Origin of the sequence: Pseudomonas sp. Pc102 (genome assembly GCF_018408275.1) — a bacterium.
Taxonomy (GTDB): domain Bacteria; phylum Pseudomonadota; class Gammaproteobacteria; order Pseudomonadales; family Pseudomonadaceae; genus Metapseudomonas; species Metapseudomonas tohonis.
In genome coordinates, this window is the sequence record NZ_AP021905.1 from 5,748,681 (window position 1) to 5,774,269 (window position 25,589).

Here is a 25,589-nt window from a genome sequence, read left to right on the forward strand (position 1 = left end):
CTTTTGGGGCCGATTAGGATTCGACGCCGGTTACAAAACTCTAGGGGCATGCCGAGCTGGTAGCAGACCTCGTAAATCAGCTGCTGCAAACTTATAGTTGCCAACGACGACAACTACGGGGCGGCCCTCGCGGCCTAACCCTTCTGGTGGCTTCGGCCGCCAGCAGTCATAAGGGGATGCCTGTAAACCCGAAATGACTGTCAGATAGAACAGGATCGCCGCCAAGTTCGCTGTAGACGTAACGGCTAAAACTTATACAGCTCGCTCTGAGCACCCTGCCAGTCGGGCCGCAAAGAGCTAACTCAGTAGACTTGGCTAAGCATGTAGTCCCGAAAGCGGCGCACTGGCGGACGGGGGTTCAAATCCCCCCGGCTCCACCAAACGCAAAGCCCCTGAAGATCGCGAGATCTCCAGGGGCTTTTTCTTTGGGCGTCGAAAAGCCACCCTCAGCGGCAGCAAGAAGGTATGGCTACGAAGAAAAGCCCAACTCCTCCACAATCAGCATCCCGCTTGGCGCCCTCACCGCCAGCTTCACCGAATCGCCCCGCACCTCCAGCACCTCGACCTCGATCCCCTGGGTCAGCAACAGTCGCATCACCTGCGTCCCCAGCTTCCCATCGAGGAGGTTGATCGACACCACATCGCCCGTCCGGCAGACACCTTCATGTAGTTGCACGTGATGCACCTCCGATTTTTCCTGAGGTAGAGGACAGCACAGAGGAAGTGCAAGGGCGAGAGCGGGTGAGCGGCTTCGGAGAATTCCCTGGCAGCAAAGAAGGCAGCGCTATGCCCGGGTGCATAGGCGAAAGCGCCTGGCGAAGCCGGTGCTGGCATTCCAGCGAGCCTCTCTCTGGCCCTCTCCTTCACTCCTCCTGTGCCCCCTGCATCTCCAGGAACCGCGAAAAATCTTCGAGGTTGCTACGCGACAGCTGCACCACCGCCTCCATCAGTGCCCCTTCCCGGTACTCACCGAACCAGGGCCCGGGGAAGCCTTCCCGAAACGCAGCGTTATCCAGGATGATCTCGGCGATCACCTGAACCGTATGCAGCCTCGACTCCAACCGCTCGCGCAGTTCGCGAAGGCGACGTTGTTGAGGGGTCAGTGAAAGCAGATCGGGATCGTTCATGGCAGCACCTCTCTAGACATGGCCATATTTCTGCAGCAGCACCTCCAGCGCAGAAAATAACCCATTTTGGGATAAACCTGAAATAGGTTTATTCAAACCACCGGCCCTCGTTCCGGTGATGCCATGAAAACCATCAACTCCCCGCCCTACCAACGCTTGCTCGAACTCCTCATCGCAGCACGCAATGAGTCGGGCATGACCCAACAGCAGCTGTCAGAGAAGCTGCTGCGCCCTCAGTCCTACGTATCCAAATACGAGCGCGGTGAAAGGCGGCTCGATGTGGTCGAGTTCCTGCTGGTCGTGCAGAGCCTCGGTGCGGAGCCTTTCGAGCTCCTGCGGGAGATTCAACCTCTGCTCAAACAGCTCAGTAGGAACTTCAAGATCAATGTCGGAGATGACCAATGACGAGAAGCGTTGAGCAAATATTCGATGAGGTGAGAACCGTACCTGACTGGTTCGAGCGCCCCATTACCTCTGTCCATGACAGAAATGGCTATGGCGATACTCCTCTGCACATCGTCGCTAACTGGGGCGACTGCGAGGCAATAAAGACACTCATCGAGATCGGTGCAGACATCAACGCCAAGGGAGAAGCCGGCTTGACACCACTGCATTGCGCCGTCGAGCAAGAGAGGCCCGAGGCTATCGTGCTGCTCCTGGCCATGGGTGCCGAAATCATCCCCGACTCGGATGGCTATACGCCCATGCAGCTGGCTGAGCTACTGGGGCACAACGAGTTAATCAAGCTCTTCAGAGACCCGGCGAACCAAACAGCAGGCCGGCATGAAGGCCTCGAGTCATCTGGTACTCGATAGCGTCAACAGCAGTTCGCTGATGCTTCTTCGGAGCTCCAGGTCAGAAGAGCACTGCACTGCATCGTAGGCCTGAATTGTAAAGGTCATGGCCAGGGATGCATCACCCTGCTCCAGATGGGCCTCGGCCATTGCCAGGCAGACTGACGATACGTACTCATCCAGCCCTTCAGCCTGCGCCTTGCACAGCGCACGCTTATAGAATCCGATGGCTGTCGTTCGATCTGCGGTGAAGTCGCCCAGGGTTTCCCATTGAAAGGGATGCTCATCCCCGTCTTTCTCACTGAGTTCGCACAGGCTTTCGAGCCGTCGATGAGCCTCCCACTCAGCCCGCCTGTCGCCCGTATGCGATGCATGGATGATATCCAGCACGATCTCGTGAACAGCGTCATGGAGCTTGGGCTTCATACGAAGAACTCTCGACTGAGGAGCGCAGGTGAAAAGCTTGAAATGTCTCCACTCACCTGTCCATGCGCAAATCGGTAAAGAGTCCGACGGCCTGAGCTCACCTGAAGCAAACCAGGCACCAGACAGGTAGGTTGGCGCCGAGCGTAGCGAGGCCCAACGGAACGGTCTCCACCTCTGGACGTTGGGCTTCGCAAGCTCAGCACCAACCTACGATCCACTGCGCACCAAGCGTGCCCCCCAACACAAAAAAGCGGGAGCCCCTAAGGGCTCCCGCTTTCATTCCAGGCCCCGCTTCAGCCCATCACTTGTTGCCGGTCAGCGCCGCGTAGCTGGTCATCAGGTTGCGGTAGTCCGGGATGTGGTTGGAGCACAGGGCGGCCAGGCCTTCCACGTCGTTGCGCCAGTCGCGGTGCAGCTCGCAGGCGACGCCGAACCAGTTCATCAGTTGCGCGCCGGCCTGGCTCATGCGGTTCCACGCCGCGTCGCGGGTGATTTCGTTGAAGGTGCCGGAGGCGTCGGTCACCACGAACACTTCGAAGCCTTCCTCCAGGGCGGAGAGGGCCGGGAAGGCCACGCAGACCTCGGTCACCACGCCGGCGATGATCAGCTGCTTCTTGCCGGTGGCCTTGATCGCCTTGACGAAGTCCTCGTTGTCCCAGGCGTTGATCTGGCCCGGGCGGGCGATGTAGGGCGCGTCCGGGAACAGCGCTTTCAGTTCCGGTACCAGCGGGCCGTTGGGGCCGGTTTCGAAGCTGGTGGTGAGGATGGTCGGCAGCTTGAAGAACTTGGCGAGGTCGGCCAGGGCCAGGACGTTGTTCTTGAACTTGTCCGGCTCGATGTCGCGGACCAGGGACAGCAGGCCGGCCTGGTGGTCGACCAGCAGGACGACGGCGTTGTCTTTATCGAGACGGTTGTAGGTGAAGGGGGTCATGGTGCGTTCCTCGCTTTTCGATAAGGGGTGCCGGTTCGGCGTGGGTGTTCTCTGCTTCGTTGCAGTGGCTGACTGCATGGAGGAAAGATTAAATTTGGCACCATTGATCCGCTAGACTGCGAAAATTGCCTCTAGCGTTCTATTTAAGGAACGAAAAATACCCCCATCAATCCTCGTCACGTCGCCAGGCAAGGACCTAGGCCGGGTTCGGCATACAATTACGTGCCGGAAACGGCGATATCCGCGCCACAAGCTTGCCTGCCGATCACGAATTGAGGCCGCCATGAAAGCCACCTCCGATGAACTCCAGCACTTCGTCAGCGTCGTCGAATGCGGCTCCATCAGCGCGGCGGCCGAGCAGTTGGGCCTCACGCCCTCGGCGGTGAGCCGCACGCTGTCGCGCCTGGAGGAGAAGCTCGCCACCACGCTGCTGAACCGCACCACGCGGCGCATGGAGCTGACCGAGGAAGGCCGCTTTTTCTTCGACAATGCGAAGGAGATCCTCCAGCAGATGGAGGCCCTGGAAGAGCGCCTGGCCCTGCGCCAGCAGAAGCCCGCCGGGCGGCTGCGCATCAACGCCGCCTCGCCCTTCATGCTGCATGCCGTGGTGCCGCATATCGGCGATTTCCGCGCGCTCTATCCGGACATCCAGCTGGAGCTGAACACCAACGACCAGATCATCGACCTGCTGGAGCACCGCACGGACCTCGCCATCCGCATCGGCCCGCTGAGCGATTCGACCCTGCATGCGCGGCCCCTCGGCGCCAGCCGCCTGCACCTGGTGGCGAGCCGCGAGTACCTGGCGCGCCACGGCACCCCAGAGAGCGTGGAAGCGCTCAAGGCCCACAGCCTGCTCGGGTTCACCCAGCCGGAAAGCCTCAACCAGTGGCCGGTGCGCCACGCCTGCGGTACGCAGCTAGCGGTGCAGCCGAACCTGCGCGCCTCCAGCGGCGAGACCCTGCGCCAGCTGGCCCTGGCCGGCCAGGGCATCACCTGCCTGGCCAGTTTCATGACCGACCAGGACCTGGCCGAGGGCCGCCTGGTGGCGGTGCTGGCCGAACACATGAGCGACTACCGCCAGCCGATCCATGCGGTGTACTACCGCAACTCGCAACTGGCCCTGCGCATCCAGTGCTTTCTCGATTTCATCCAGGCGCGCCTGACCGGTTCCCGGGCCTAGCACAAATCCACTCATCCTTGGGACGGGCTTCCCGGGCCCGGAAAGCTGCTGGCAGGGCGTCTGACAGCGCGTTCAGCGACGCAGGGCCGGGCTGCTCTTGAGCATATCCAGCAGGGCATCCACCAGTTGCTCGGCCTGTTCGGCCAGGGGAAAACGCCCCGGCACCAGCAACCAGTGAGCCTGGAGCCCGTCGATATAGGCATGCAGGGTCACCGCGGCGCGGGTGCAATCCAGGCCCTCGGGCAGTTGCCCCTTGGCCACGGCATTGGCCAGGGCACGGGCAATGCGCTGGTCACATTCCTGGCTGAAGCCCTGCATTTTCTGCCGCAGGTCGCCCAGCTCATCGGTGAACTCGCATTTGTGCTGGAGTATTTCGCTGATGCGACGGCTGCGCGGGTCCAGCTCCACGCGCTTGAGCAGCCGCACCAGGAGCTGGCGCATGCGGCCCAGGGGGTCGGGCTCGTCCTCGCTCTCGCTGGCCCGCGCCAGTTCCTCGAGCGGGGTGCGCAGGCGCTCGTGCATGGCCTGGAAGACATCGACCTTGTTCTGGAAGTGCCAGTAGATCGCCCCGCGGGATACCCCCGCCTTGCTGGCGATATCGGCCAGGGAGGTGCGCGACACCCCCTTGTCGTAGAACACGCGCTCGGCGGCATCGAGGATCTGGATGCGGGTCGCTTCGGCTTCTTCTTTGGTTCGTCTGGCCATGCCGGGGCGGACTCTGGGGGGCAGTGGAAGGAGTAAGGAATCGCCTCCCCATCGACACATTATCTGACAGAGAGTACAGAAGAATCGTTTACAAACGTTCACGTACGTAAGTATATTCGTTAGCAGACTAAACAATCCACCCACGCTCCCTGCATGGGTATCGCCCGCCCGGGCAAACGTATCGAACGAGGTCTTTTCAGATGCAGAAGAAGCCAGCCTTCGCAGCTATGGTTTCCGCCGTCGCTCTGGCTACGCTCACACTCGCCGGCTGCAAGGAGGCCTCCGCGCCCCCGCCCGCGCAGACACCTCAGGTGGGCATCGTCACCCTGCAAGCACAGCCCTACACCCTGACCACCGAGCTGCCGGGCCGCACCACCGCGTTCCGCATCGCCGAGGTACGCCCCCAGGTCGACGGCATCATCCAGAAGCGCCTGTTCAAGGAAGGCACCGAGGTGAAGGCCGGCCAGCAGCTGTATCAGATCGACCCGTCCGTCTATCAGGCGACCTTCAAGAGCGCCGAGGCCACCCTCGCCTCCAGCCGCTCCCTGGCCGACCGCTACAAGGACCTGGTGACCGACCAGGCCGTCAGCCGCCAGGCCTACGACGAGGCCCAGGCGTCGCGCCTGTCGGCCGAAGCCGCGCTGGAGAAGGCGCGCATCGACCTGCGCTACACCAAGGTGCTGGCCCCCATTTCCGGGCGCATCGGCCGCTCCTCGGTCACCGAGGGCGCCCTGGTGAACAACGGCCAGGCCGCCGCCATGGCGACCATCCAGCAGCTCGACCCGATCTACGTCGACGTCACCCAGCCGACCAAGGACCTGCTGCGCCTGCGCCGCGACCTGGAGAGCGGCCAGTTGCAGAAGGCCGGCGACAACGCCGCCAAGGTCAAGCTGATGCTCGAGGACGGCAGCGAGTACGCGCACGAAGGCACCCTGGAGTTCTCCGAAGTCTCGGTGGACGAAGGCACCGGCTCGGTGACCCTGCGCGCCGTGTTCCCCAACCCCGACCACGACCTGCTGCCGGGCATGTTCGTCCACGCGCAGCTGAGCTCCGGGGTCAAGCAGCAGGCCATCCTCGCGCCGCAGCAGGGCGTGACCCGCGACCTCAAGGGCCAGGCCACCGCGCTGGTGGTCAACGCCGAGAACAAGGTGGAGCTGCGCCAGCTGGAAGCGGACCGCACCGTCGGCGACCACTGGCTGGTGACCAAGGGCCTCAACCCGGGTGACAAGCTGATCACCGAAGGCCTGCAGTTCGTCCGCCCCGGCGCCGAAGTGAAGACCGCCCCCGCGACCAACGTCGCCGAATCGAAGTCGGTGGACCCCGACCTGGCGAAAAGCCAATAAGGAGCGACCTTCATGTCGAAGTTCTTCATCGACCGGCCGATCTTCGCCTGGGTGATCGCGCTGGTGATCATGCTCGCGGGCGGCCTGGCCATCCTCAAACTCCCGATCAACCAGTACCCGAGCATCGCCGCGCCCGCCGTCGGCATCCAGGTCAGCTATCCCGGCGCCTCGGCGCAGACGGTGCAGGACACCGTGGTGCAGGTGATCGAGCAACAGCTCAACGGCATCGACGGCCTGCGCTACATCTCCTCGGAGAGCAACTCCGACGGCAGCATGACCATCACCGCCACCTTCGAGCAGGGCACCAACCCCGACATCGCCCAGGTGCAGGTGCAGAACAAGCTGCAGCTAGCGACCCCGCTGCTGCCGCAGGAAGTGCAGCAGCAGGGCATCCGCGTCACCAAGGCCGTGAAGAACTTCCTGCTGGTGATCGGCGTGGTGTCGACGGACGGTTCCATGGACAAGAACGACCTGTCCAACTACATCGTCTCCAACATGCAGGACCCGATCTCGCGCACCAAGGGCGTGGGTGACTTCCAGGTGTTCGGCTCGCAGTACGCCATGCGCATCTGGCTCGACCCGGCACGGCTGAACAACTACCAGCTGACCCCGGTCGACGTGAAGAGCGCCATCCAGGCGCAGAACGTGCAGGTCTCCTCCGGCCAGCTCGGCGGCCTGCCCGCCTCCCCCGGCACCCAGCTCAACGCCACCATCATCGGCAAGACCCGCCTGCAGACGCCCGAGCAGTTCGGCGCCATCCTGCTCAAGGTCAACCGCGACGGCTCCCAGGTGCGCCTGCGTGACGTCGCCCGCATCGAGCTCGGCGGCGAGAACTACGCCATCAGCGCCCAGTACAACGGCAAGCCCGCCTCGGGCCTGGCGATCAAGCTGGCCACCGGCGCCAACGCCCTGGACACCGCCAAGGCGATCCGCGAAACCATCGACCAGTTGAAGCCCTTCTTCCCCGCCGGCATGGAAGTGGTCTTCCCCTACGACACCACCCCGGTGGTCTCGGCCTCCATCGAAGGCGTGGTGCACACCCTGGGCGAAGCCATCGTCCTGGTGTTCCTGGTGATGTTCCTGTTCCTGCAGAACTTCCGCGCCACCATCATCCCCACCCTCGCGGTGCCGGTGGTGCTGCTCGGCACCTTCGGCGTGCTGGCGATGTTCGGCTTCACCATCAACACCCTGACCATGTTCGCCATGGTGCTGGCCATCGGCCTGCTGGTGGACGACGCCATCGTCGTGGTGGAGAACGTCGAGCGGGTGATGGCCGAGGAAGGCCTCTCGCCGCTGGAAGCCACGCGCAAGTCCATGGGCCAGATCCAGGGCGCGCTGGTGGGCATCGCCCTGGTGCTCTCGGCGGTGTTCCTGCCGATGGCCTTCTTCGGCGGCTCCACGGGCGTGATCTACCGCCAGTTCTCCATCACCATCGTCTCCGCCATGGCGCTCTCGGTGCTGGTGGCCCTGGTATTCACCCCGGCCCTCTGCGCCACCATGCTCAAGCCCATCGCCAAGGGCCACCACGCGCCCAAGCGTGGTTTCTTCGGCTGGTTCAACCGCACCTTCGACCGCAGCGTGAACGGCTACGAGCGCGGCGTGCGCGCCATCCTCAAGCGCAAGGCGCCGTACATCCTCATGTACCTGGTGATCGTCGCGGCCATGGCCTGGCTGTTCACCCGCATCCCCACTGCCTTCCTCCCCGAGGAAGACCAGGGCGTGCTCTTCGCCCAGGTGCAGACCCCGGCGGGCGCCAGTGCCGAACGCACCCAGGTGGTGGTCGACCAGATGCGCGAGTACCTGCTCGATGCCGAAAAGGACACCGTCAAATCCGTGTTCACCGTCACCGGCTTCAACTTCGCCGGCCGCGGCCAGAGCTCGGGCATGGCCTTCATCATGCTCAAGCCCTGGGAAGAGCGCCCCGGCGCCGAGCACAGCGTGTTCTCCCTGGCCCAGCGTGCCCAGCAGCACTTCTTCAGCTTCCGCGACGCGATGGTGTTCGCCTTCGCCCCGCCGGCGGTGCTGGAGCTGGGTAACGCCACCGGCTTCAACTTCTTCCTCCAGGACCGCGCCGGGGTCGGCCACGAGCAGCTCAACGCCGCCCGTGACAAGTTCCTCGAACTGGCGGCGAAGAACCCGGTGCTGACCCGCGTGCGTGCCAACGGCCTGTACGACGAGCCGCAATACCAGCTGCAGATCGACGACGAGAAGGCCCGTGCCCACGGCGTCTCCCTGGCGGACATCAACAACACCGTGTCCATCGCCTGGGGCGCCAGCTACGTCAACGACTTCATCGACCGTGGCCGGGTGAAGAAGGTCTACCTGCAAGGCGTACCGGAGGCGCGGATGAACCCCGACGACCTCGGCAAGTGGTACGTGCGCAACGACCAGAACGAGATGGTGCCCTTCAGCGCCTTCGCCTCCGGCGAGTGGGTGTACGGTGCGCCGAAACTGGCCCGCTACAACGGCGTGCCGGCCATCGAGATCCTCGGCGAAGCGGCCCCCGGCCACAGCTCCGGCGAGGCCATGGCGGCGGTCGAGGAGATCATCAAGCAACTGCCGGCCGGCGTCGGCTACTCCTGGACCGGCCTGTCCTACGAGGAGCGCCTCTCCGGCGCCCAGGCGCCGGCGCTCTACGCGCTGTCGCTGCTGGTGGTGTTCCTCTGCCTGGCGGCCCTGTACGAGAGCTGGTCGATCCCCTTCTCGGTGATGCTGGTGGTGCCCCTGGGCATCCTCGGTGCGCTGCTGTTCACCAGCATGCGCGGGCTCTCCAACGACGTGTTCTTCCAGGTGGGCCTGCTGACGACCATCGGCCTCTCGGCGAAGAACGCGATCCTCATCGTCGAGTTCGCCAAGGAGCTGCACGAGCAGGGCATGAGCCTGTTCGACGCCGCCATCGAGGCGTGCCGCATGCGCCTGCGCCCGATCATCATGACCTCGCTGGCGTTCATCCTCGGCGTGGTCCCCATGGCCATCTCCAGCGGCGCAGGCTCCGGCAGCCAGCACGCCATCGGCACCGGCGTGATCGGCGGCATGCTCACCGCGACGGTCCTGGCGATCTTCTGGGTCCCGCTGTTCTACGTACTGGTCTGCTCGCTGTTCAAGGACAAGCGCAGCAAAGACGAACTGACCAAGGAGGCCGCCGAATGAGGCAGTCCCTGCTGACCCTCGCCATCGCCAGCGTCCTGCTCGGTGGCTGCTCGCTGATCCCCGACTACCAGCGCCCCGAGGCGCCGGTGGACGGCGCCTGGCCCCAGGGCGAGGCCTACACCGCCAACGGCGCGAACCAGACCGAGGTGGCCGCGCCCGACCTCGGCTGGCGCGAGTTCTTCAAGGACCCGGCGCTGCAACGCCTGGTGGAGACCGCCCTGGCCAACAACCGCGACCTGCGCGTCGCCGCGTTGAACATCGACGCCTACCGCGCGCAGTACCGCATCCAGCGCTCCGAGCTGTTCCCCAGCGTCTCGGCCGACGGCAGCGGTACCCGCCAGCGGCTGCCCGCCGACCTCTCCAGCAGCGGTCGCGCCACCACCAGCGGCCAGTACTCGGCCACGGTGGGCGTCAGCGCCTGGGAGATCGACTTCTTCGGCCGCCTGCGCAGCCTCAATGAGCAGACCCTGGAGCAGTACTTCGCCAGCGAGGAAGCCCGCCGCAGCACGCAGATCAGCCTGGTGGCCAGCGTCGCCAACGCCTACCTGACCCTGCAGGCCGACCAGTCGCTGCTCAAGCTGACCCGCGACACCCTGAAGACCTACCAGGAAAGCCTCGCCCTCACCCAGCGCAGCTTCGACGTCGGCGTCGCCGATGCCCTGGCGCTGAGCCAGGCGCGCACCGCCGTGGAAAGCGCCCAGGTCACCCTCGCGCAGTACAGCCGCCTGGTGGCCCAGGACCGCAACGCCCTGGCCCTGCTGCTGGGCAATGGCGTCCCCGGCGACCTGCCGCAAGGCGAGGTACTGGGCGATGACCAACTCGCCGAAGTGCCCGCCGGCCTGCCGTCCGAACTGCTGCAGCGCCGCCCGGACGTGCTCCAGGCCGAGCACCAGCTCAAGGCCGCCAACGCCAGCATCGGCGCCGCCCGCGCCGCGTTCTTCCCCAGCATCAGCCTCACCGCCAATGCCGGAACCAAGAGCGCCGAGCTCTCCGGCCTGTTCGACGGGGGTTCCGGCAGCTGGCTGTTCCAGCCGCAGATCAACCTGCCGATCTTCACTGCCGGCCGCCTCAAGGCCAACCTCGACTACGCCGAGGTGCAGAAGGACATCCAGGTGGCGCAGTACGAAAAAGCCATCCAGACCGCCTTCCAGGAAGTCGCCGACGGCCTCGCCGCCCGCACCACCTTCGAGGAGCAGCTCACCGCCCAGCGCAACCTGGTACGCACCTCCGAGGACTACTACCGCCTGGCCGAGCGCCGCTACCGCACCGGCGTGGACAGCTACCTGACCCTGCTCGATGCCCAGCGCCAGCTGTTCAGCGCACGCCAGCAACTGATCAGCGACCGCCTCAACCAGCTCACCAGCGAGGTCAACCTGTACAAGGCCCTCGGCGGCGGCTGGAACGAGCGCACCACCAGCGCCCAGGCGGCACCGACCACCCCGCAATCCTGATTCGCGTGTCCAGGCCCATGGATTGGGCCACCCTTGCTGCGCGAGGCCCCCATCGGACTTGATGGGGGCTTTTTTATTGCGCGCGCAAAACATGCGCGCACGCGCGCCTCCCACCCGCCCCAAGTTGATGCAGCACTGTTCGATCGGTCAGGTAAGCGCGCCCATAACCGTGCACGGGCACGCCTCCCGCAAGTCGGAAAAACCCGTTGGTCACGAAACAACCGCTTGAAACATCGGGGTTTATCCAGATAATCCCGCGCCCGGGGAAGGCGTCGGAGAAAACTGGCTCCTTTCTTGCTCTGGCAGCCAAGCCTGACCAATCAGACAACTTCTACGCAGATAGAAAGATAACCAAGCACCAGGAGCCCAACCCGAATGAACCGTACCCTCTCCGCTCTCGCGCTCGCCGGTGGCCTGCTGGCCTGCGGCCAAGCCCTGGCCGACGGCCCGCTGCTGTGGCAGAACAACAGCCTCACCTACCTGTACGGCAAGGATTTCAAGGTCAACCCGGAAATCCAGCAGACCTTCACCTTCGAGCACGCCAGCGGCTGGACCTGGGGCGACCTGTTCATCTTCGCCGACCAGATCAACTACAACGGCAAGGCCGACGCCAACGCCGGCAACAACACCTACTACGGTGAAATCTCCCCGCGCCTGTCCTTCGGCAAGCTGTTCGACCAGAAGATCGCCTTCGGCCCGGTGACCGACGTGCTGCTGGCCGCCACCTACGAGCGTGGCGAGAACCGCACCCAGAATTACCTGCTCGGCCCGGGCTTCGACCTGGCCATCCCCGGCTTCGACTACTTCCAGCTGAACTTCTACTACCGCAAGCCCGACGGCATCACCAACAACCCCGCCGGCCAGTGGCAGGTCACCCCGGTGTGGTCCTACACCATCCCCGTGGGCAGCTCGGACATCCTCATCGACGGCTTCATGGACTGGGTGTGGAACAACAAGGACGCCACCAGCAGCCGCCCGAACGACCTCCACGCCAACCTGCACTTCAACCCGCAGATCAAGTACGACCTGGGCAAGGCCCTGGACCTGGGCGCCAAGCAGCTCTACGTCGGTGTCGAGTACGACTACTGGAGCAACAAGTACGCCATCGACGACAACAGCTTCCTCGGTGACGAGATCCTCGGCGGAACCGACCAGAACACCGCCAGCCTGCTGGTCAAAGTGCACTTCTGATCGCCCCCCGCCCCGTCGCCTTCCGGGCGGCGGGGAACCTCGCGCGCCGGGCTCGTGCCGGCGCCGGGTTCGGTGATATGTTTGCCCGGCTTCAGTCCGTGCAGCCCGAGGGATCGATGAGCAGCAACCGCAAGATCGGCATCCGCATCAAGAACACCGAAAAGATCCTCCTGGCCGCCGAGAAGGTCTTCGCCGAGCGGGGCTTCGCCGCCACCTCCATGCAGGACATCGCCCAGGAAGTCGGCCTCCCCAAATCCAACCTGCACTACTACTTCGCGACCAAGGAAGACCTCTACCGGGCCGTGCTGCAGAGCCTGCTGGAAGAGTGGGAGCAGGACGGCACCTGCTTCGAGATGTTCGACGACCCCAGCGTCGCGCTGACCAGCTACATCCGCGCCAAGATGAACCGCTCGCGCACCCGCCCCCACGGCTCCAAGGTCTGGGCAGCGGAGATCATCCACGGCGCCCCCCAGCTCAAGGAAGCCCTCGACGGCCCGCTCTACGAATGGGCCAAGCTGAAGGAAGAAAAGATCCGCCAGTGGGTCGAGAGCAAGCGCATCCTCCCGGTCGAGCCCTCCAGCCTCCTCTACATGATCTGGGCCTCGACCCAGCACTACGCCGACTTCAGCCACCAGGTGACGGTGCTCAACAACCACCAGCCGCTGAACGACCAGCAGTTCGAACGCGCCGTGCAGACCGTCACCGCCGTCATCCTGCGCGGCATTGGCCTGGCGACTTAGAAGCAGCGGCAAGCTTCAAGTTGCAAGCGGCAAGAAAGGGTCCTGAGTGGCTGGGCGTGGGTGCCCAGCCTATGCAGGTGAGGGGCTTGGATAGCGGGAAGCCGGAAGCGTGAAGCTGGAAGAAGAGCCCAAGCACCACATCGATAGGTTTCGCTCCCCCCAGGATGCCGCAGCAGCCACAACCCCGCGTAGGGTGTGCCGCGCGCACCGAGAACGCCCAGCGCACCCAAAATCCACAGTGAGCCACCAAGGGCTGCGCAGCGAAGAGCGGTGGGCTGAAGCCCACCCTACGAATTACGAATCCTCAGGTCACCGACGCGCAGGGTGGATGGCGCTTCTCGCGTCCATCTTCGATACCGTGGCCAGCTCCACGATTGGGGCGATGACGCACACCCGCCCCGCCCAACCGATGATCAGCTCAAGTCACAGCCACTTGGCGTCGCCCAGGTGCTGGTCGGCTTCTGCGCCTTGACGCTGGCCGGCACGCTGATGCCCACGGCGCTGGTGCCGATCAGGCTTTCCAGCTCGGAGATGCTCTTGATGTAGCTGTTCAGGCTGCCCAGGCCGGCCTGGTTGGGGATGTACCAGCTGATGGCCTTGGTCTGCCCGGTCGCCGTATCGGTGGTGACGATGGTCTTCCAGAAATAGTCCGGCGTGCGGATGCCGTGGGACGAGAGGAAGTAGTCGTTGGAGGTGTCGTTGTAGACCACCCCGCCGTAGACGTAGACGGTGGCCAGGTCGCGGTAGCACTCGGCGACGTTCTCGGCGGCCACCCAGATGCCCTGATTGAAGCTGGCCACCTGCGGCACGATGTTGCTCATGTAGTTGGCGCGCTTGATGTAGGTGGCGTTGTAGTCCATGTGGTTGGAGGTCACCAGGTGGCCACGGTCCCAGCCCGACACCACGCTGGCATAGGACGAGGTGGTGGTCTGCCCGCCGCAGCCGCTGGGCAGGTCCGGGTCCAGGTAGAAGGAAGACGGCCGCGCCGCCGAACCGGTGTCGGTGGTCAGCACGTACTCGTAGCGCACGGCGGTGTGGTTGTCGCAATCGTAGATCAGGTTGTAGCCGCCCTTGCTCAGGGTGACGGTGGCGGCGAAGGCCGAGGTGAAGGGAACGCAGCAAAGCGACAGCAGGAGGGCGATACGTTTCATTGCTTTTTCTTCCTTGCAGGTGCGGGCCTCCCACGGCGGGAAGCGCTCGGGTGGAAAAAACGAAACCAGGCGATGTCTGTTGCGGTTGATCTACTGCTGGGCGCCCAGGGCGGGCGCACCGTGCGATGGGCTGCACGGTGGTGGACTGCGACCCGGCGGCACAGGGGCGCGCCGCCGGGCCGGGCAGCCACCGGAGCGGACGATAACCTGTCGTCAATGACAGGTTTGTGAAACCTAGAGCATGGAAGAGGAAACCGGCAAGCGCGTCCCTGCTTCCATCAAGCCATTGAATATCAATGACATTTAATTTTTCTCACCAAATTGGTGAGCGCCGAACCAAATTGACGCAAAGGTCAACTTGATCAAACAAACAGGGAGTGGGCCTTGCCTGTCAGGCACTTGGCTGCGCGAAAAACGGGTGGCTTGGGGAAGGCGACAGCGGCGCTGCACCAGTTCGGAACCTGCGCGATCGGTCAAAAACCACGACTGGATCACAGAGCCGGGACGCGAGGGGATGGGGAAGGAGACGGGCCCTCCAGTACGGAGGGCCCGGTGGATCAGTTGCCGGTGGGCGCCATCATGGCGTCGGCGCTTTCACCGCGCGGGCGGCTCAGTTGCGGCAGCAGGGAGCCCAGCAGCATGCCCAGCAAGCTGAACAGCAGGCCCGCCAGCTGCGGCGGCCAAAAGTCGGTTTCCTGGTAGTTCATCTCCAGGAAGACCCAGGACGCCAGGCCGAAACCTATGGCGACCAGCGCGCCCTGCGTGGTGGCGCGCTTCCAGAACAGGCCGGCGAACAGCGGCACCACGGCGGCGACCAGGGTCACCTTGTAGGCGTTGCCGACCATCTCGTAGATGCTCGCGTCCGAGTAGAGGGCGAATAGCGAGGTGGCCACCGTCATGCCCAGCACGCTCAGGCGCATGGCGAGGAGGAACTGGCGATCGTTCATGTCCGGCAGGAAGCGCTTGAGCACGTTCTCGGTGAAGGTCACCGAAGGCGCCAGCAGGGTGCCGGAAGCGGTGGACATGATGGCCGAGAGCAGCGCGCCGAAGAACATCACCTGGGCGAACAGCGGGGTGCGCTCCATGATCAGGTGCGGGAGGATCATCTGCGCGTCCTCCGCCAGCCACTTCTGCACCATCGCCGGGTCGATCATCGAGGCCGCGTAGGTGAGGAAGATCGGCAGCATGCAGAAGCCCAGGTAGAAGCAGGCCCCCGCCATGGAGGCACGCGCGGCGATGTTCTCGGTCTTCGCCGACATCACCCGGGCATACACGTCCTGCTGGGGGATGGAGCCGAACATCATGGTCACCGCCGCGCCGAGGAAGGCGACGATGTCGCGGGGCTCGAAGCCGTGCATGAAGGCGAACTTGCCCTCGCTGGCGGCGTGGCTGATCACCACCTGCGGGCCGCCGGCCATGTCGCCGATCAGCCAGGTCAGGTACAGCAGGCCGGCGACGATGATGATCATCTGCATGAAGTCGGTCAGCGCCACCGACCACATGCCGCCGAACAGGGTGTACAGCAGCACGATGCCGGTGCCGATGAGCATGCCTTCGGTGGTGGTGATGGAGCCGTCGGAGAGCACGTTGAACACCACGCCCAGCGCGGTGAGCTGCGCCGCCACCCAGCCCAGGTAGGAACCGATGATCACCAGGCTGGTGATCAGCTCCACGTTGGGCCCGAAGCGCTTCTTGAAGAAGTCACCGATGGTCAGCAGGTTCATGCGGTACAGCGGGCGGGCGAACACCAGGCCCACCAGCATCAGGCAGCCGAAGGAGCCGAACGGATCCTCGATGATCCCGGCGAAGCCTTCCTCGATGAAGGTGGCGGGAATGCCCAGCACCGCCTCGGAGCCGAACCAGGTGGCGAACACCATGGCCGCGACCAGGGGGAAGGACATGCTGCGGCCGCCTGCCGCGAAATCCTTGGAGTTCTTGACGCGAGTGGAAGCGTAGAAGCCGACACCGACGGTGATCAGCAGGTAGACCGCAACAAACCAGATCAGCATTTGTGAGTTCCAGTGGCTCGCCCGTCGTCTGGCTTGCCGGACCTGGGTCCTGGCAAGGGCGCCGCGACTGACAGAATTTTTGTTTTAGGCGCGTCACAACCGGGCGGGATCGACCGTCATGGCTAAAAGGGGCCCTGTACGGCTACCGCGACAACCTGCCGCAACGGGCGAGCAGTCTGCCAAAGCCGTCAAATATGTCAAACAGTTACAAGGCAAATGATGACAAAAAACGACAGACGCACCATGAAATTGTCGGACAAGCCGTTGATCTACTGATCAATTCTTCACCAGCGCTCACTGGCCAGTTCCTTATTTTTTACAGGAGGCGTTGCAAAAGCAGAACAGCAGCCAGCCTGCAAAAGCTCTGCTAGCCTCCTCCCGTCCCCCATGGAGCCGCTTCATGCACGCCCTCAGCCCTGAGCAGACCCGCGCCTACCTGGCCCACATCGACCAGCCAGCCCCCACCCTCAGCGACCGCAGCGCCCTCGACCGACTGATCAAGGCCCACCTCGACCGGGTCGCCTTCGAAAACGTCGACGTGCTGCTGGGCCGCGCCATCCACATCGACACGGACGCCGTGTTCGCCAAGGTGGTCGGGCGCAATCGCGGTGGCTACTGCTTCGAGATCAACGGCCTGTTCGGGCGCCTGCTATTGGCCCTGGGCTTTCGCGTCACCCCGCTGGCCGCGCGGGTGCGCTGGGGGCTGGCGGCGGACGCGCCGCTGACCATCACCTCCCACCTGCTGCTGCGGGTGGATTTCGCCGACGAGGCGGTGATCGCCGATGTCGGCTTCGGCTCCGCCAACCCCACCCGCGCCCTGCCCCTGCGAGGCGGCGACGGGCCGGGCGAGTGGCCCTTCCGCCTGCTGGCGCCGGACGCCACGCACGATGACCATCGCCTGGAGACCTTCCTCAACGACGCCTGGGTGCCGGTCTACCACTTCGACCTGCAGCCCCAGCACTGGGTCGATTACGTGCCGCGCAACTGGTACACCTCCACCCACCCGGACAGCATCTTCCGCCAGATGCTGGTGGCCGCGCGCACCGAAGGCGCCGAACGCCTGACCCTGCGCAACGGCACCTTCAACCGCCGGGGGGCCGACGGCCAGGTGACCCAGCGCCTGCTGACGGATGCGGATGAAATCATCGCCGTGCTGCGCGAGCACTTCCTGCTCGGCATCACCGAGGACGAAGCGCCGCGCCTGCGTGAGCGCCTGGAAGGCCTGCTGCGCGGCTGACGACGCGGCGCGCCTACCCTGGCAGGTGCGGCGCATCGCCCTCCTCGGCCTTCTTCTCGCCCGGGTTCTTGCCCTCGCGCGAATGGTGCTCGATCACCGCGTTGAGCTCGGCGCCGAGCAGCAACACGGCGGCGGAGATGTACAGGTACAGCAGCAGGATGATGATCGCGCCGATGCTGCCGTACATGGCGTTGTAGTTGGCGAAGTTCTTCGCGTAGTAACTGAAGCCCAGGGACGCCACCAGCCACACCAGCACCGCCAGCACCGAGCCGGGGGTGATGAAGCGGAACTCCTGCTCCACGTCCGGCAACAGGTAGTAGACGGCGGCGACCACCATCATCAGCAGCAGCACCGCCGCCGGGATGCGCAGCCAGTTCCACAGCACCACCACCGCGTCCTCGATGCCCAGCTGGCCTGCCAGCCAGTTCATCACCTGCGGGCCAGTGACCATCAGCCCCGCCGCCGCCAGCAGGAAGGCCGCGACGCCCACCGTATAGAGCACCGAGAGCGGGATGCGCTTCCAGGTCGGCCTGCCCTCCTGCACGTCATAGGCGCGGTTCATCGCGTCCATGCTCGAACGGATCGCCGAGGACGACGACCACAGCGCCACCACCGCGCCGATGGAGAACAGCCCCGGTTTCTGCGTCTGCAACTGCTCGATCGCCGGCAGCACCAGATCCATCGCCGCGCTCGGCAGCACCAGCGTCGCCTGGGCCTGCAGCCAGTCGAAGAACTCCGGCAGCTCGAGGAAGCCGATCACGGCGATCAGCAGCAGTAGGAAGGGGAACAGCGAAAAGAACATCTGGAAGGCCAGCGCCGAGGCATAGGTCGGCAACTCGTCCTCGATGAATTCGGTCACGGTGCGCACCACGATGGTCCGCCACCCCACATCCCGCAGCCCCAGAGAACCGATCATGTGCCTGCTCGCTCGCTTTCATGCCCATACACAGGCAATGGACGGCATCGCGTCGGTTGAGTTCAGGCTATGCACCGCCACGGCCGTTCCGACGGACGGCAGCGCCCCTCGCGATAGACGCCGCCGCTGCGCTTGGCGGCGGGAAATGCGGGGCGAAACGGCCCCTCGCGCGGCTCGCCGCAGGGCTACTTTCGTCGGAGAGGGCGGAATGAACGGCCCTGTTGCCTGTCTCTAGCGATGCACCACCCGTACAGATCGGAAGCACGACATGAAGCCACTCATCCTCTCCATCCTGCGCCTCGGCGGCCTGCTCATCGTCCTCGGCCTGTCCGGCTGCAGCACGCTCGCGCCACGCGACCCGGTGCGGATCGACCTGGTGGGAATGGAGCCGGTGCCCGGCCAGGGCCTGGAAATGCGCTTCATGGTCAAGCTGCGGGTGCAGAACCCCAACGATACCGCCATCCGCTACAACGGAATCGCCCTCGACCTGGACATAAACGACCAGCCCCTGGCCAGCGGCGTCAGCGACCAGGCCGGCGAAATCCCGCGCTTCAGCGAAGCACTGGTCAGCGTCCCCGTGACCATCTCCGCCTTCTCCGCCATGCGCCAGGCCTGGGGCCTGGCCAACAGCCACAGCACCGGCCGCCAGCCCGGCGTCCCCTATACCGTGCGCGGCAAGCTCGGCGGAGGCTTCTGGAACACCGTGCGCTTCAACGAGGCCGGCCTGCTCAACCTGCCGGAGCCGGCGACGGTGTATTGATCACCGCCCATCGCGAATGAATTCGCTCCCACATGCTCCCCGCCTCCCATGCCGGCTGCTAGCAGCACGCTTTAGGGGCGCACTCATTCGCCCAAGCAAACCGCTAACGCCGTAGCCCAAGCTTCAGCCCCGGGAGCAACGCATGCACGACTCCGGGATTCCGAACGCGGCTCGGACTCACCCTGTTGGGCTTCGTACCTCAGCCCAACCTACGGCCGCGGTAATGGGCATGGCATCGCCTGCGGTGCCTACTCCCCCACCACCAGCGCCACCAGCCACGAGGTCGCCTCGATCACGTCCACCTCGTCGGTGTCGATCTCGCAATCGGCGTCGGTGGGCGCTTCATAGGGGCTGTCGAGGCCGGTGAAATTCCGGATGCGCCCCTGCAGCGCCGCCTCGTAGAGGCCCTTGGGATCGCGACGGGCGCAGGTTTCGAAGCTCGTGCTGACGTAGACGCTGTGGAACTCGTCGGCGCCGAACAGCGCCCGCGCCGCCTCGCGATCGGCGCGGAAGGGCGAGATGGCGGCGACGATCACCACCAGCCCCGCGTCCACCATCAGGCGCGCCACCTCGGCGATGCGCCGGATGTTCTCGCGGCGTGACGCATCGTCCATGCCCAGGTCGCGACAAAGGCCCTTGCGCACGTTGTCGCCATCGAGCACGAAGGTGTGCACGTTGCGCGCGTTCAGCTCCATTTCCAGGGCGTTGGCCAGGGTCGACTTGCCGGCACCGGAGAGCCCGGTCAGCCAGATGCAGCAGGGGCGCTGGTGCTTGATCGCCGCCCGCGCCGCGCGCGTCAGGGCCTGGCCAGGAGCAGGGGCCTCGGGCGACGAGGCAGTGGGATTGTGCTTTTGCATAGCCGAGCAACTCGCAGTCACGTGGGTAGGCCCGGCGCACGCTCTCCCGCGTGCATACCGAGCGGATGTCTTTCACCGGCAACGCCTCGCGCCACGGCGAGGGGGCAGAGCCGCTGGCAGCCTAGCAGCTCGCGGGGCGCCGTAAAATCGCGCGCCGGGGGTTCACGATGGCCGCATCAGCGCGTCGGGAAACAGGTCCGCGGCAGGTCGGAGCCGCCCCCCCCTGGGAACGGCCCCCCTCGCGAAAGACGGGCGGCAGTCGACCGGAAGCAGCAGGCTAGCAAGGCGGCCGCCACCGACTATCCAATCCTGGTCAAGACGGTTAGCGGCCCGATACACAGGCCACTCTTGCGCAAGCCCGGCAAAGCGAGGGAAAACCCTATACAATCTGCGGTCTTTTTCTTCACCCGATTGCGAGATACGCCGTGAGCACCCTGCCTCCCTGCCCCCAATGCAACTCCGAATACACCTATGAAGACGGCCAGAACCTGGTCTGCCCGGAGTGCGCCCACGAATGGTCCGCCAACGCCGCCGAAGCCCCGGCCGATGAAGGCAAGGTGATCAAGGACTCCGTCGGCAACGTGCTCCAGGACGGCGACACCATCACCGTGATCAAGGACCTCAAGGTCAAGGGCTCGTCCCTGGTGGTGAAGGTCGGCACCAAGGTCAAGGGCATCCGCCTGGTGGACGGCGACCACGACATCGACTGCAAGATCGACGGCATCGGCGCGATGAAGCTGAAGTCGGAATTCGTGCGCAAGGTCTGAGCCTTCCGCAGACGAGAAAGCCCGGCACATGCCGGGCTTTTTCATTTCCCCCGCTGCTTGCTGCTCCTTGAATATGCCTGGCGGAAGTCAGCCTCATGAGGCAAATCATCAAGCCCGTGACTCATCACCGCGTCTGAGTGACGTGCTCTTCCACTCCAATGATCTCGTACCACGGACTACGCAAGTATCTGTGCGCTCCTCGGAAGCTTCAGGAGCCTTCCCGGGGCTAGCGCCTATTTCAGGCCAGCGGTCTCCCGCCTACCGTCTCGTGCTCGCATGCACCGCCACCTTGCACCCCCGTCTGGTGCCGATGGCCGCATTCCCCACACGGGCCATCAAGGAGAGACCCCATGAGACCGGCCAACGCCAGGCACCCCGATATCGTGGTGCCCATTGCCCTGCACCGCACCCATGAGGCGTTCTGCTGCGCGCCCTGGTTCGTGCTCGATACCGAGTACCGGCCCTGGCCGGCCAGCTATAGGCCGCTGATCAATGGCCAGGAGGCTTTTGGTGCGGTGCACAAGGCCATCGCCGAAGCCCAGCGCTCGGTCGACATCATCTGCTGGGGGTTCCAGCCTTCGATGCACTTCATCCGCGATGGCAGTGATGATCGCTGCATCGGTGAACTGCTCAAAGAAAAGGCTCGGCAGGGTGTACAGGTGCGCATCCTGGGGTGGGAGATGCCACTCAATGCGGCCGGGATGGCCGGAGAGGCCAACCTGCCCGGCAAGGGCGGCATCGCCGATCGGGCAGGGCAGACCACCAGCGACGAGCAATACGCCTACGACCGCCAATGGTTCAAGCAGTACGCGGTCGACGATGACAAGGCCGCCGGGTTGGTGGATGCCCATGTCCCGCTGTTCGTCAGCCGTGGTTTCAGCTTGTCCGAACGTGCGGAAATTGCTTACCAGCTCAAGCTCAATCGACTTGACCCTGATCTGTCCAGGCGCTCCATCTTCGCCATGCGCAGCTCGGCGACCCACCACCAGAAATCCGTACTGGTCGACTTCGAGCTGCCGGAGCGGGCCATCGGCTTCGTCATGGGCCACAACATGCTCGACGAGTACTGGGACACCGACCACCACTCAGCCCTCGGGCGGCCCGACCCCAAGCAACCCGACGCGAAGGCCCATGCTCCTAACCGCGGCCCTCGTGGTGCCTTGCCGCGCCAGGACATCTCCTGCCAGATCACCGGCCGTATCCTCAGGGACCTGCACCACAACTTCGCCACCGCCTGGGCCAAGGAAACCGGTGAAGACCTGCAACGTTCACGCAACGTGGACGCGGTCGCCGTGCAGCTCAAACCGCGTCCGGAATGCGGGACTCAACTGATGGCCCAGTTGCTGCGCACCCAGGCCCAAAGTGGGGTGCGCGATATCGAGGCGGGTTATCTGAAGGCGGTCAACAACGCCACCCAGTTCATCTACATCGAGAACCAGTACTTTCGCTGGCCGCCCCTGGCCGAAGCCATCACGCAGGCCGCGCAGGACCAGACCCGCGAAGGCCGCGACCCAGGCCTGCATGGCGCATTGCATCTGTTCGTGGTCACCAATGTCACGGACGACGGCATCGGCAAGGGCACCGTCAACACCCAGCGCATGCTGGAAAGCCTGGGGCGGGCCGACACCATTCCCGAGGTCACCAAGGAGCTGCGTATCAAGCAAGCCAAGCGAGACATGCCGCCCATGCCTCGCCCCGATGGCGCCAATGACTGGCATGGCAAACAGGAGGTGGCCCGATGGCAGGGGGAGCTGGATCGACAGATCGCCGAAATAAAAGACGAGGACCTTATCCCCGAGACACGCCCCGGCCTGAAAGTCCACGTCTGCTCCCTGGTGGCCCCCGACTCACCGGCCGGCAAGCCCTGGGTGCCGGTGTACATCCACTCCAAGCTGATGATCGTCAACGACGTACTCACCACCCACGGCTCGGCCAACATCAACACCCGCAGCATGCAGGTGGACAGCGAGCTCAACATCCTCCACGAGTGGCACGAGGTAACCCAGGCCATGCGCCGCCGGCTCTGGAGCCTGCATACCGCTGGGCAGGGGGCACAGGACAATCCGAAGGATGCTTTTAAGGCATGGGAAGAACTCATCAAGAAGAACAAGGATCGACAATCGAGCAAGTTGACTCCCGATACGCCTCTCGTGGAGTTCCTCTACGACAAGACCACCCTGAGCAACCTCGACTGATGCGCAGCCTACTCCTGCTGATGGCCCTGCTGCTGGCCGCCTGCAATGGCCATGGACTCAAACTGAAAAAGGATACCGCCGTGGACCCGCTCCCCCAGATCCGCGCCAACCTGGCCTTCACCTGCCGTCACGAACGCATCCCCGAGGCCTCGGCCGACAGCGACCTGCTGTTCAAGTACGCGCGTTGGCTACAGAAGAACAACCAGCTCAAGCAGGACCCAGCGGTGGACGCCGAAGTCGAACGCCTCTACCGCATCGCCGCCGAACACCAGCACTACAAGGCCAGCATCAACTTGGTCAACGGCGCCTTTCGGGGCCACTTCAAGGTGCGCGGCGCGGAACGTTTGCGGTTGAGCCAGGAAATGATGGAAGCCGGTGTCGCCACGGGCTACTACTTCGTTGGCCTGTTCCTGCAGCGTGGCTCTGCCGGCCTGAGGGAGGACCCGGAATTGGCCCTGCGCTATTACCGCAAGGCCGCCGACGAAGGCAGTGCCCTGGCCCAGGCCCTGGTGGCGGACAAGTTGGCCCCTATCGACATCGCCCCGGATATCGCCCGGCAGATGCGTCGCTGTGCGGCAGAACAAGGGCATGGCGATGCGGCCTCGGATCTCGGTGTCAATCTGGCTGGAGTTGGCCGCTATCGGGAAGCGCTGGAAGCCTTTCAACTAGGCGTTGCAGCAGGCGATGAAGCATCGGCAGGCTTTCTGGAGGAAGGCTTTCGTGGCCCCCCGCCAACGAACTCTCTCCACTACCTGGGCCAGGGTAAAGACCTCGAACGCGCCGAACGCTACAAGGCAATCTGGAGCATCCTTGCGGACTACTCCTACGCCTCCCCCAAGGTCCCCGAGATCAATGAAATCCTGCCATTACCCCCTGCTGAGCTGCCGCCCTGGGACGGCAAGCTCCAGTGGCTGGAGGAGCGCAAGGCCAATATCCCGCCGCCCAAGCCCAGCGAGGCGCTGATCGGCCAACTGGCCAGGGACAAGCACCTCGACCCCGCCACCGGCCGACCAACGCCCGAGTCGCCTCACTTCGTCTACCTGGATTCGTCGCTCATCTGCGTCAGCGGCGAGCCTTGCCCGCGTGCGGGTTACTGGGCAGCGATGGATGTGGACTTCTTCTGGATCACCGTGCAAGGCAAAGCCCGTCAGCGCTTCAAGGAGGGGGAAATCTTGCCCACGCTGACCCTGGAGCAGCGCACACCACGCATATGGCCGCTGCCGGAGAAGGTCACCGTAGGGCCGGAGCGGGTCAGGTGGAAGATGCTCGGTGAAGCCTAGGGCCGAGTTGTGTTTCGCCTGCGTGATCCTCTTGAGGTAACGCAAACGAAAGCCCGGCACATGCCGGGCTTTTTCATGCCTGCAGAAGCCGCCGCCGAGACGCCGGGCTACTCGCCCGGGCTGAAGTGCCCCATGAAGATCACTTCCTTGATCTCGCGCATGTAGGGCTGGAAGCGCGGATCGGCGCCGTTGAAGGCGCGTGCCGCGCTGAGCGCGTTCTCGTGGGACGACCACTCGGCGAGGTCGGCGAACACGTGGCTGCCTTCCACCGAAATGAAGCTGCGAAAGCCCAGGAAGCCGTCGCAGGTCTTCAGGGCCTCGCGCACACCGGCACGGATCTCGGCGATGCGCTCTTCGCGGCCGGGTTTAGTCTTGAACAGCACCAGTTCCAATACCGAAGAATCTTGCATGGCGATCGCCCTTCCGTTGGTTGAGACGGCCCAGCCTATGCCTCCTCTGCTGACAACGTTCTGTCAGTGGCCTGCGCCTCTTGCACCTGCGCCTCGCAACTGCGGTGGCGCATGTAGCTGGCCAGGCTGAGGCCTTCCGGCAGCGGCGGCGCGTCGGCCAGGCGCGCCAGATTGCGGATGCGGTCGACACGAAAATCGCGGTACTCGCCACGCAGCTCGCACCAGGCGCCCACCGTCCACTTGCCCACCCAGTAGAACAGGCCGAGGGGGAAGATCACCCGCTGCGAGGCGCGCTCATCCAGGCTCAGGTAATCGATGCGCACCGCCGCCTGCTCGCCGATGGCGCGACGCAGACTGTCCCAGTGACGCAGCTGTTCCGGAGTGAAGGGGCTGACGAAGGCCCGCACCGGGGCGCTCTGCGGGTCGAGGGCATGCTCCGGCACCGCCGCCTGGATCTTGCTCAGCAGCGAACGCGCGGCATCGGCCATCTCGTCGCCCACGGTGCGTGAGATCAGCTCCACGCCCAGCAGCAGGGCATCCAGCTCGTCGCGGTTGAGCGCCAGCGGCGGCAGCTCGAAATGCTCGTCCAGCGCATAGCCCACACCCGCCTCGCCGTAGATCGGGATGCCGCTCAGGGACAGGTCGTCGACATAGCGATAGATGGTGCGCGTAGACACCCCCAGCCGCTCCGCCAGGCGCTGCGCGGTGATGGGCTGGTGGGTACGGATCAGGTTGACGACCTGGAACAGGCGATCGGCCTTGCGCATGGAAGGGAGCCGTATGGTGTGGGAAGTCGGCAGGCATTTGCGCATAGCGCCCGGGGAAAAACCAGCGCCGCCGAGCCGGTCCGCGCCCTGGCACCGTCACCCCGCCCCCTCGCGAACGCGAGGGCCCACTGAACGACCCGCACGGGAACGCCACCCGCCGCGCTCGCAGGAGCCGAGGCTCGGCTGAATCCCGTTTCTTCCA

At 64.6% G+C, this 25,589-nt stretch carries 24 protein-coding genes and 1 other RNA gene; 14 read left to right on the forward strand and 11 right to left on the reverse strand.

Annotated features, from left to right (window positions below; all coding sequences use genetic code 11):
* Positions 1 to 5 precede the first annotated feature (5 nt).
* Positions 6 to 380, forward strand: a transfer-messenger RNA (tmRNA) gene (gene ssrA, locus PHLH3_RS26265).
* Positions 381 to 469: 89 nt separating this feature from the next.
* On the opposite strand, the gene PHLH3_RS26270 is transcribed toward ssrA, so the two are convergent.
* Both PHLH3_RS26270 and PHLH3_RS26275 read right to left on the reverse strand, forming a co-directional pair.
* Positions 470 to 676, reverse strand: coding sequence for a carbon storage regulator (locus PHLH3_RS26270; protein ID WP_213626356.1), 207 nt, complete (start codon positions 674 to 676; stop codon positions 470 to 472).
* A 187-nt stretch (positions 677 to 863) separates the two neighbouring features.
* On the reverse strand, positions 864 to 1,127 hold the full coding sequence (locus tag PHLH3_RS26275) for a hypothetical protein (RefSeq protein ID WP_213626357.1): 264 nt from the start codon (positions 1,125 to 1,127) through the stop codon (positions 864 to 866).
* A gap of 123 nt (positions 1,128 to 1,250) precedes the next feature.
* On the opposite strand from PHLH3_RS26275, the gene PHLH3_RS26280 reads away from it, so the two are divergent.
* Positions 1,251 to 1,532: a helix-turn-helix transcriptional regulator gene (locus PHLH3_RS26280; RefSeq protein WP_213626358.1), complete on the forward strand. Its 282-nt coding sequence runs from the start codon at positions 1,251 to 1,253 to the stop codon at positions 1,530 to 1,532.
* Positions 1,529 to 1,942 (forward strand): ankyrin repeat domain-containing protein, encoded by a 414-nt coding sequence (locus PHLH3_RS26285; protein ID WP_213626359.1) that lies wholly within the window; start codon positions 1,529 to 1,531, stop codon positions 1,940 to 1,942. Before PHLH3_RS26280 ends, PHLH3_RS26285 begins: the two co-directional genes overlap by 4 nt.
* On the opposite strand, the gene PHLH3_RS26290 is transcribed toward PHLH3_RS26285, so the two are convergent.
* A complete protein-coding gene (locus PHLH3_RS26290; protein WP_213626360.1) occupies positions 1,925 to 2,347 on the reverse strand; it encodes a hypothetical protein in 423 nt (140 codons plus the stop codon). The two genes, PHLH3_RS26285 and PHLH3_RS26290, sit on opposite strands and share 18 nt — an antisense overlap.
* Before the next feature lie 301 nt (positions 2,348 to 2,648).
* A complete protein-coding gene (gene ycaC / locus PHLH3_RS26295) occupies positions 2,649 to 3,278 on the reverse strand; it encodes an isochorismate family cysteine hydrolase YcaC (RefSeq protein WP_213626361.1) in 630 nt (209 codons plus the stop codon).
* A 283-nt stretch (positions 3,279 to 3,561) separates the two neighbouring features.
* Between ycaC and PHLH3_RS26300 the strand changes: the two genes are divergently transcribed.
* Entirely contained in the window at positions 3,562 to 4,458 is an 897-nt protein-coding gene (locus PHLH3_RS26300) for a LysR family transcriptional regulator (RefSeq protein WP_213626362.1), read from the forward strand.
* Positions 4,459 to 4,530: 72 nt separating this feature from the next.
* Here PHLH3_RS26300 and PHLH3_RS26305 read toward each other — a convergent pair whose 3' ends face one another.
* Positions 4,531 to 5,163 (reverse strand): TetR family transcriptional regulator, encoded by a 633-nt coding sequence (locus PHLH3_RS26305; RefSeq protein WP_173171687.1) that lies wholly within the window; start codon positions 5,161 to 5,163, stop codon positions 4,531 to 4,533.
* Positions 5,164 to 5,363: 200 nt separating this feature from the next.
* On the opposite strand from PHLH3_RS26305, the gene PHLH3_RS26310 reads away from it, so the two are divergent.
* From PHLH3_RS26310 to PHLH3_RS26330, 5 genes are all read left to right on the forward strand, one after another.
* Complete coding sequence (locus tag PHLH3_RS26310; protein ID WP_213626363.1) at positions 5,364 to 6,506, forward strand: efflux RND transporter periplasmic adaptor subunit; 1,143 nt, start codon at positions 5,364 to 5,366, stop codon at positions 6,504 to 6,506.
* A 12-nt stretch (positions 6,507 to 6,518) separates the two neighbouring features.
* The gene (locus tag PHLH3_RS26315) at positions 6,519 to 9,656 is read left to right on the forward strand and encodes an efflux RND transporter permease subunit (protein WP_173171683.1); all 3,138 of its coding nucleotides are present in this window, start codon (positions 6,519 to 6,521) and stop codon (positions 9,654 to 9,656) included.
* A complete protein-coding gene (locus PHLH3_RS26320) occupies positions 9,653 to 11,107 on the forward strand; it encodes an AdeC/AdeK/OprM family multidrug efflux complex outer membrane factor (RefSeq protein ID WP_213626364.1) in 1,455 nt (484 codons plus the stop codon). The genes PHLH3_RS26315 and PHLH3_RS26320 overlap by 4 nt, the downstream gene beginning before the upstream one ends.
* Positions 11,108 to 11,482: 375 nt before the next feature.
* Positions 11,483 to 12,298 (forward strand): outer membrane protein OmpK, encoded by an 816-nt coding sequence (locus PHLH3_RS26325; protein ID WP_213626365.1) that lies wholly within the window; start codon positions 11,483 to 11,485, stop codon positions 12,296 to 12,298.
* 116 nt (positions 12,299 to 12,414) lie between these two features.
* On the forward strand, positions 12,415 to 13,038 hold the full coding sequence (locus PHLH3_RS26330; protein WP_111261972.1) for a TetR/AcrR family transcriptional regulator: 624 nt from the start codon (positions 12,415 to 12,417) through the stop codon (positions 13,036 to 13,038).
* A gap of 413 nt (positions 13,039 to 13,451) precedes the next feature.
* On the opposite strand, the gene PHLH3_RS26335 is transcribed toward PHLH3_RS26330, so the two are convergent.
* Positions 13,452 to 14,189 carry a DNA/RNA non-specific endonuclease gene (locus PHLH3_RS26335; RefSeq protein ID WP_213626366.1) on the reverse strand — a complete coding sequence of 246 codons (738 nt, stop codon included), beginning with the start codon at positions 14,187 to 14,189 and terminating at the stop codon, positions 13,452 to 13,454.
* Positions 14,190 to 14,746: 557 nt separating this feature from the next.
* A complete protein-coding gene (locus PHLH3_RS26340) occupies positions 14,747 to 16,198 on the reverse strand; it encodes a sodium:solute symporter family protein (RefSeq protein ID WP_213626367.1) in 1,452 nt (483 codons plus the stop codon).
* A gap of 400 nt (positions 16,199 to 16,598) precedes the next feature.
* Here PHLH3_RS26340 and PHLH3_RS26345 point away from each other — a divergent pair, with 400 nt between their 5' ends.
* Positions 16,599 to 17,435 carry an arylamine N-acetyltransferase gene (locus PHLH3_RS26345; RefSeq protein WP_213626368.1) on the forward strand — a complete coding sequence of 279 codons (837 nt, stop codon included), beginning with the start codon at positions 16,599 to 16,601 and terminating at the stop codon, positions 17,433 to 17,435.
* 13 nt (positions 17,436 to 17,448) lie between these two features.
* On the opposite strand, the gene PHLH3_RS26350 is transcribed toward PHLH3_RS26345, so the two are convergent.
* A complete protein-coding gene (locus tag PHLH3_RS26350) occupies positions 17,449 to 18,351 on the reverse strand; it encodes a YihY/virulence factor BrkB family protein (RefSeq protein WP_213626369.1) in 903 nt (300 codons plus the stop codon).
* Between the two features lie 268 nt (positions 18,352 to 18,619).
* Here PHLH3_RS26350 and PHLH3_RS26355 point away from each other — a divergent pair, with 268 nt between their 5' ends.
* Positions 18,620 to 19,111 (forward strand): LEA type 2 family protein, encoded by a 492-nt coding sequence (locus PHLH3_RS26355; RefSeq protein WP_173171671.1) that lies wholly within the window; start codon positions 18,620 to 18,622, stop codon positions 19,109 to 19,111.
* 248 nt (positions 19,112 to 19,359) lie between these two features.
* Here the strand turns inward: PHLH3_RS26355 and cysC are convergent, their stop codons facing one another.
* Positions 19,360 to 19,968, reverse strand: coding sequence for an adenylyl-sulfate kinase (gene cysC, locus PHLH3_RS26360; protein ID WP_213626370.1), 609 nt, complete (start codon positions 19,966 to 19,968; stop codon positions 19,360 to 19,362).
* 425 nt (positions 19,969 to 20,393) lie between these two features.
* Here cysC and PHLH3_RS26365 point away from each other — a divergent pair, with 425 nt between their 5' ends.
* The 3 genes from PHLH3_RS26365 to PHLH3_RS26375 all read left to right on the forward strand — a co-directional run bounded on the left by PHLH3_RS26365 (position 20,394) and on the right by PHLH3_RS26375 (position 24,210).
* The gene (locus tag PHLH3_RS26365; RefSeq protein ID WP_111261979.1) at positions 20,394 to 20,735 is read left to right on the forward strand and encodes a zinc ribbon domain-containing protein YjdM; all 342 of its coding nucleotides are present in this window, start codon (positions 20,394 to 20,396) and stop codon (positions 20,733 to 20,735) included.
* 350 nt (positions 20,736 to 21,085) lie between these two features.
* Positions 21,086 to 22,930 (forward strand): phospholipase D-like domain-containing protein, encoded by a 1,845-nt coding sequence (locus tag PHLH3_RS26370; protein WP_213626371.1) that lies wholly within the window; start codon positions 21,086 to 21,088, stop codon positions 22,928 to 22,930.
* A 20-nt stretch (positions 22,931 to 22,950) separates the two neighbouring features.
* The gene (locus PHLH3_RS26375; protein WP_348529826.1) at positions 22,951 to 24,210 is read left to right on the forward strand and encodes a DUF6396 domain-containing protein; all 1,260 of its coding nucleotides are present in this window, start codon (positions 22,951 to 22,953) and stop codon (positions 24,208 to 24,210) included.
* A gap of 107 nt (positions 24,211 to 24,317) precedes the next feature.
* On the opposite strand, the gene PHLH3_RS26380 is transcribed toward PHLH3_RS26375, so the two are convergent.
* Together PHLH3_RS26380 and PHLH3_RS26385 are read right to left on the reverse strand one after the other, a co-directional pair.
* Entirely contained in the window at positions 24,318 to 24,620 is a 303-nt protein-coding gene (locus PHLH3_RS26380; protein WP_184489557.1) for an antibiotic biosynthesis monooxygenase, read from the reverse strand.
* Between the two features lie 35 nt (positions 24,621 to 24,655).
* Positions 24,656 to 25,387: a YafY family protein gene (locus tag PHLH3_RS26385; RefSeq protein WP_111261981.1), complete on the reverse strand. Its 732-nt coding sequence runs from the start codon at positions 25,385 to 25,387 to the stop codon at positions 24,656 to 24,658.
* Positions 25,388 to 25,589: the final 202 nt, after the last annotated feature.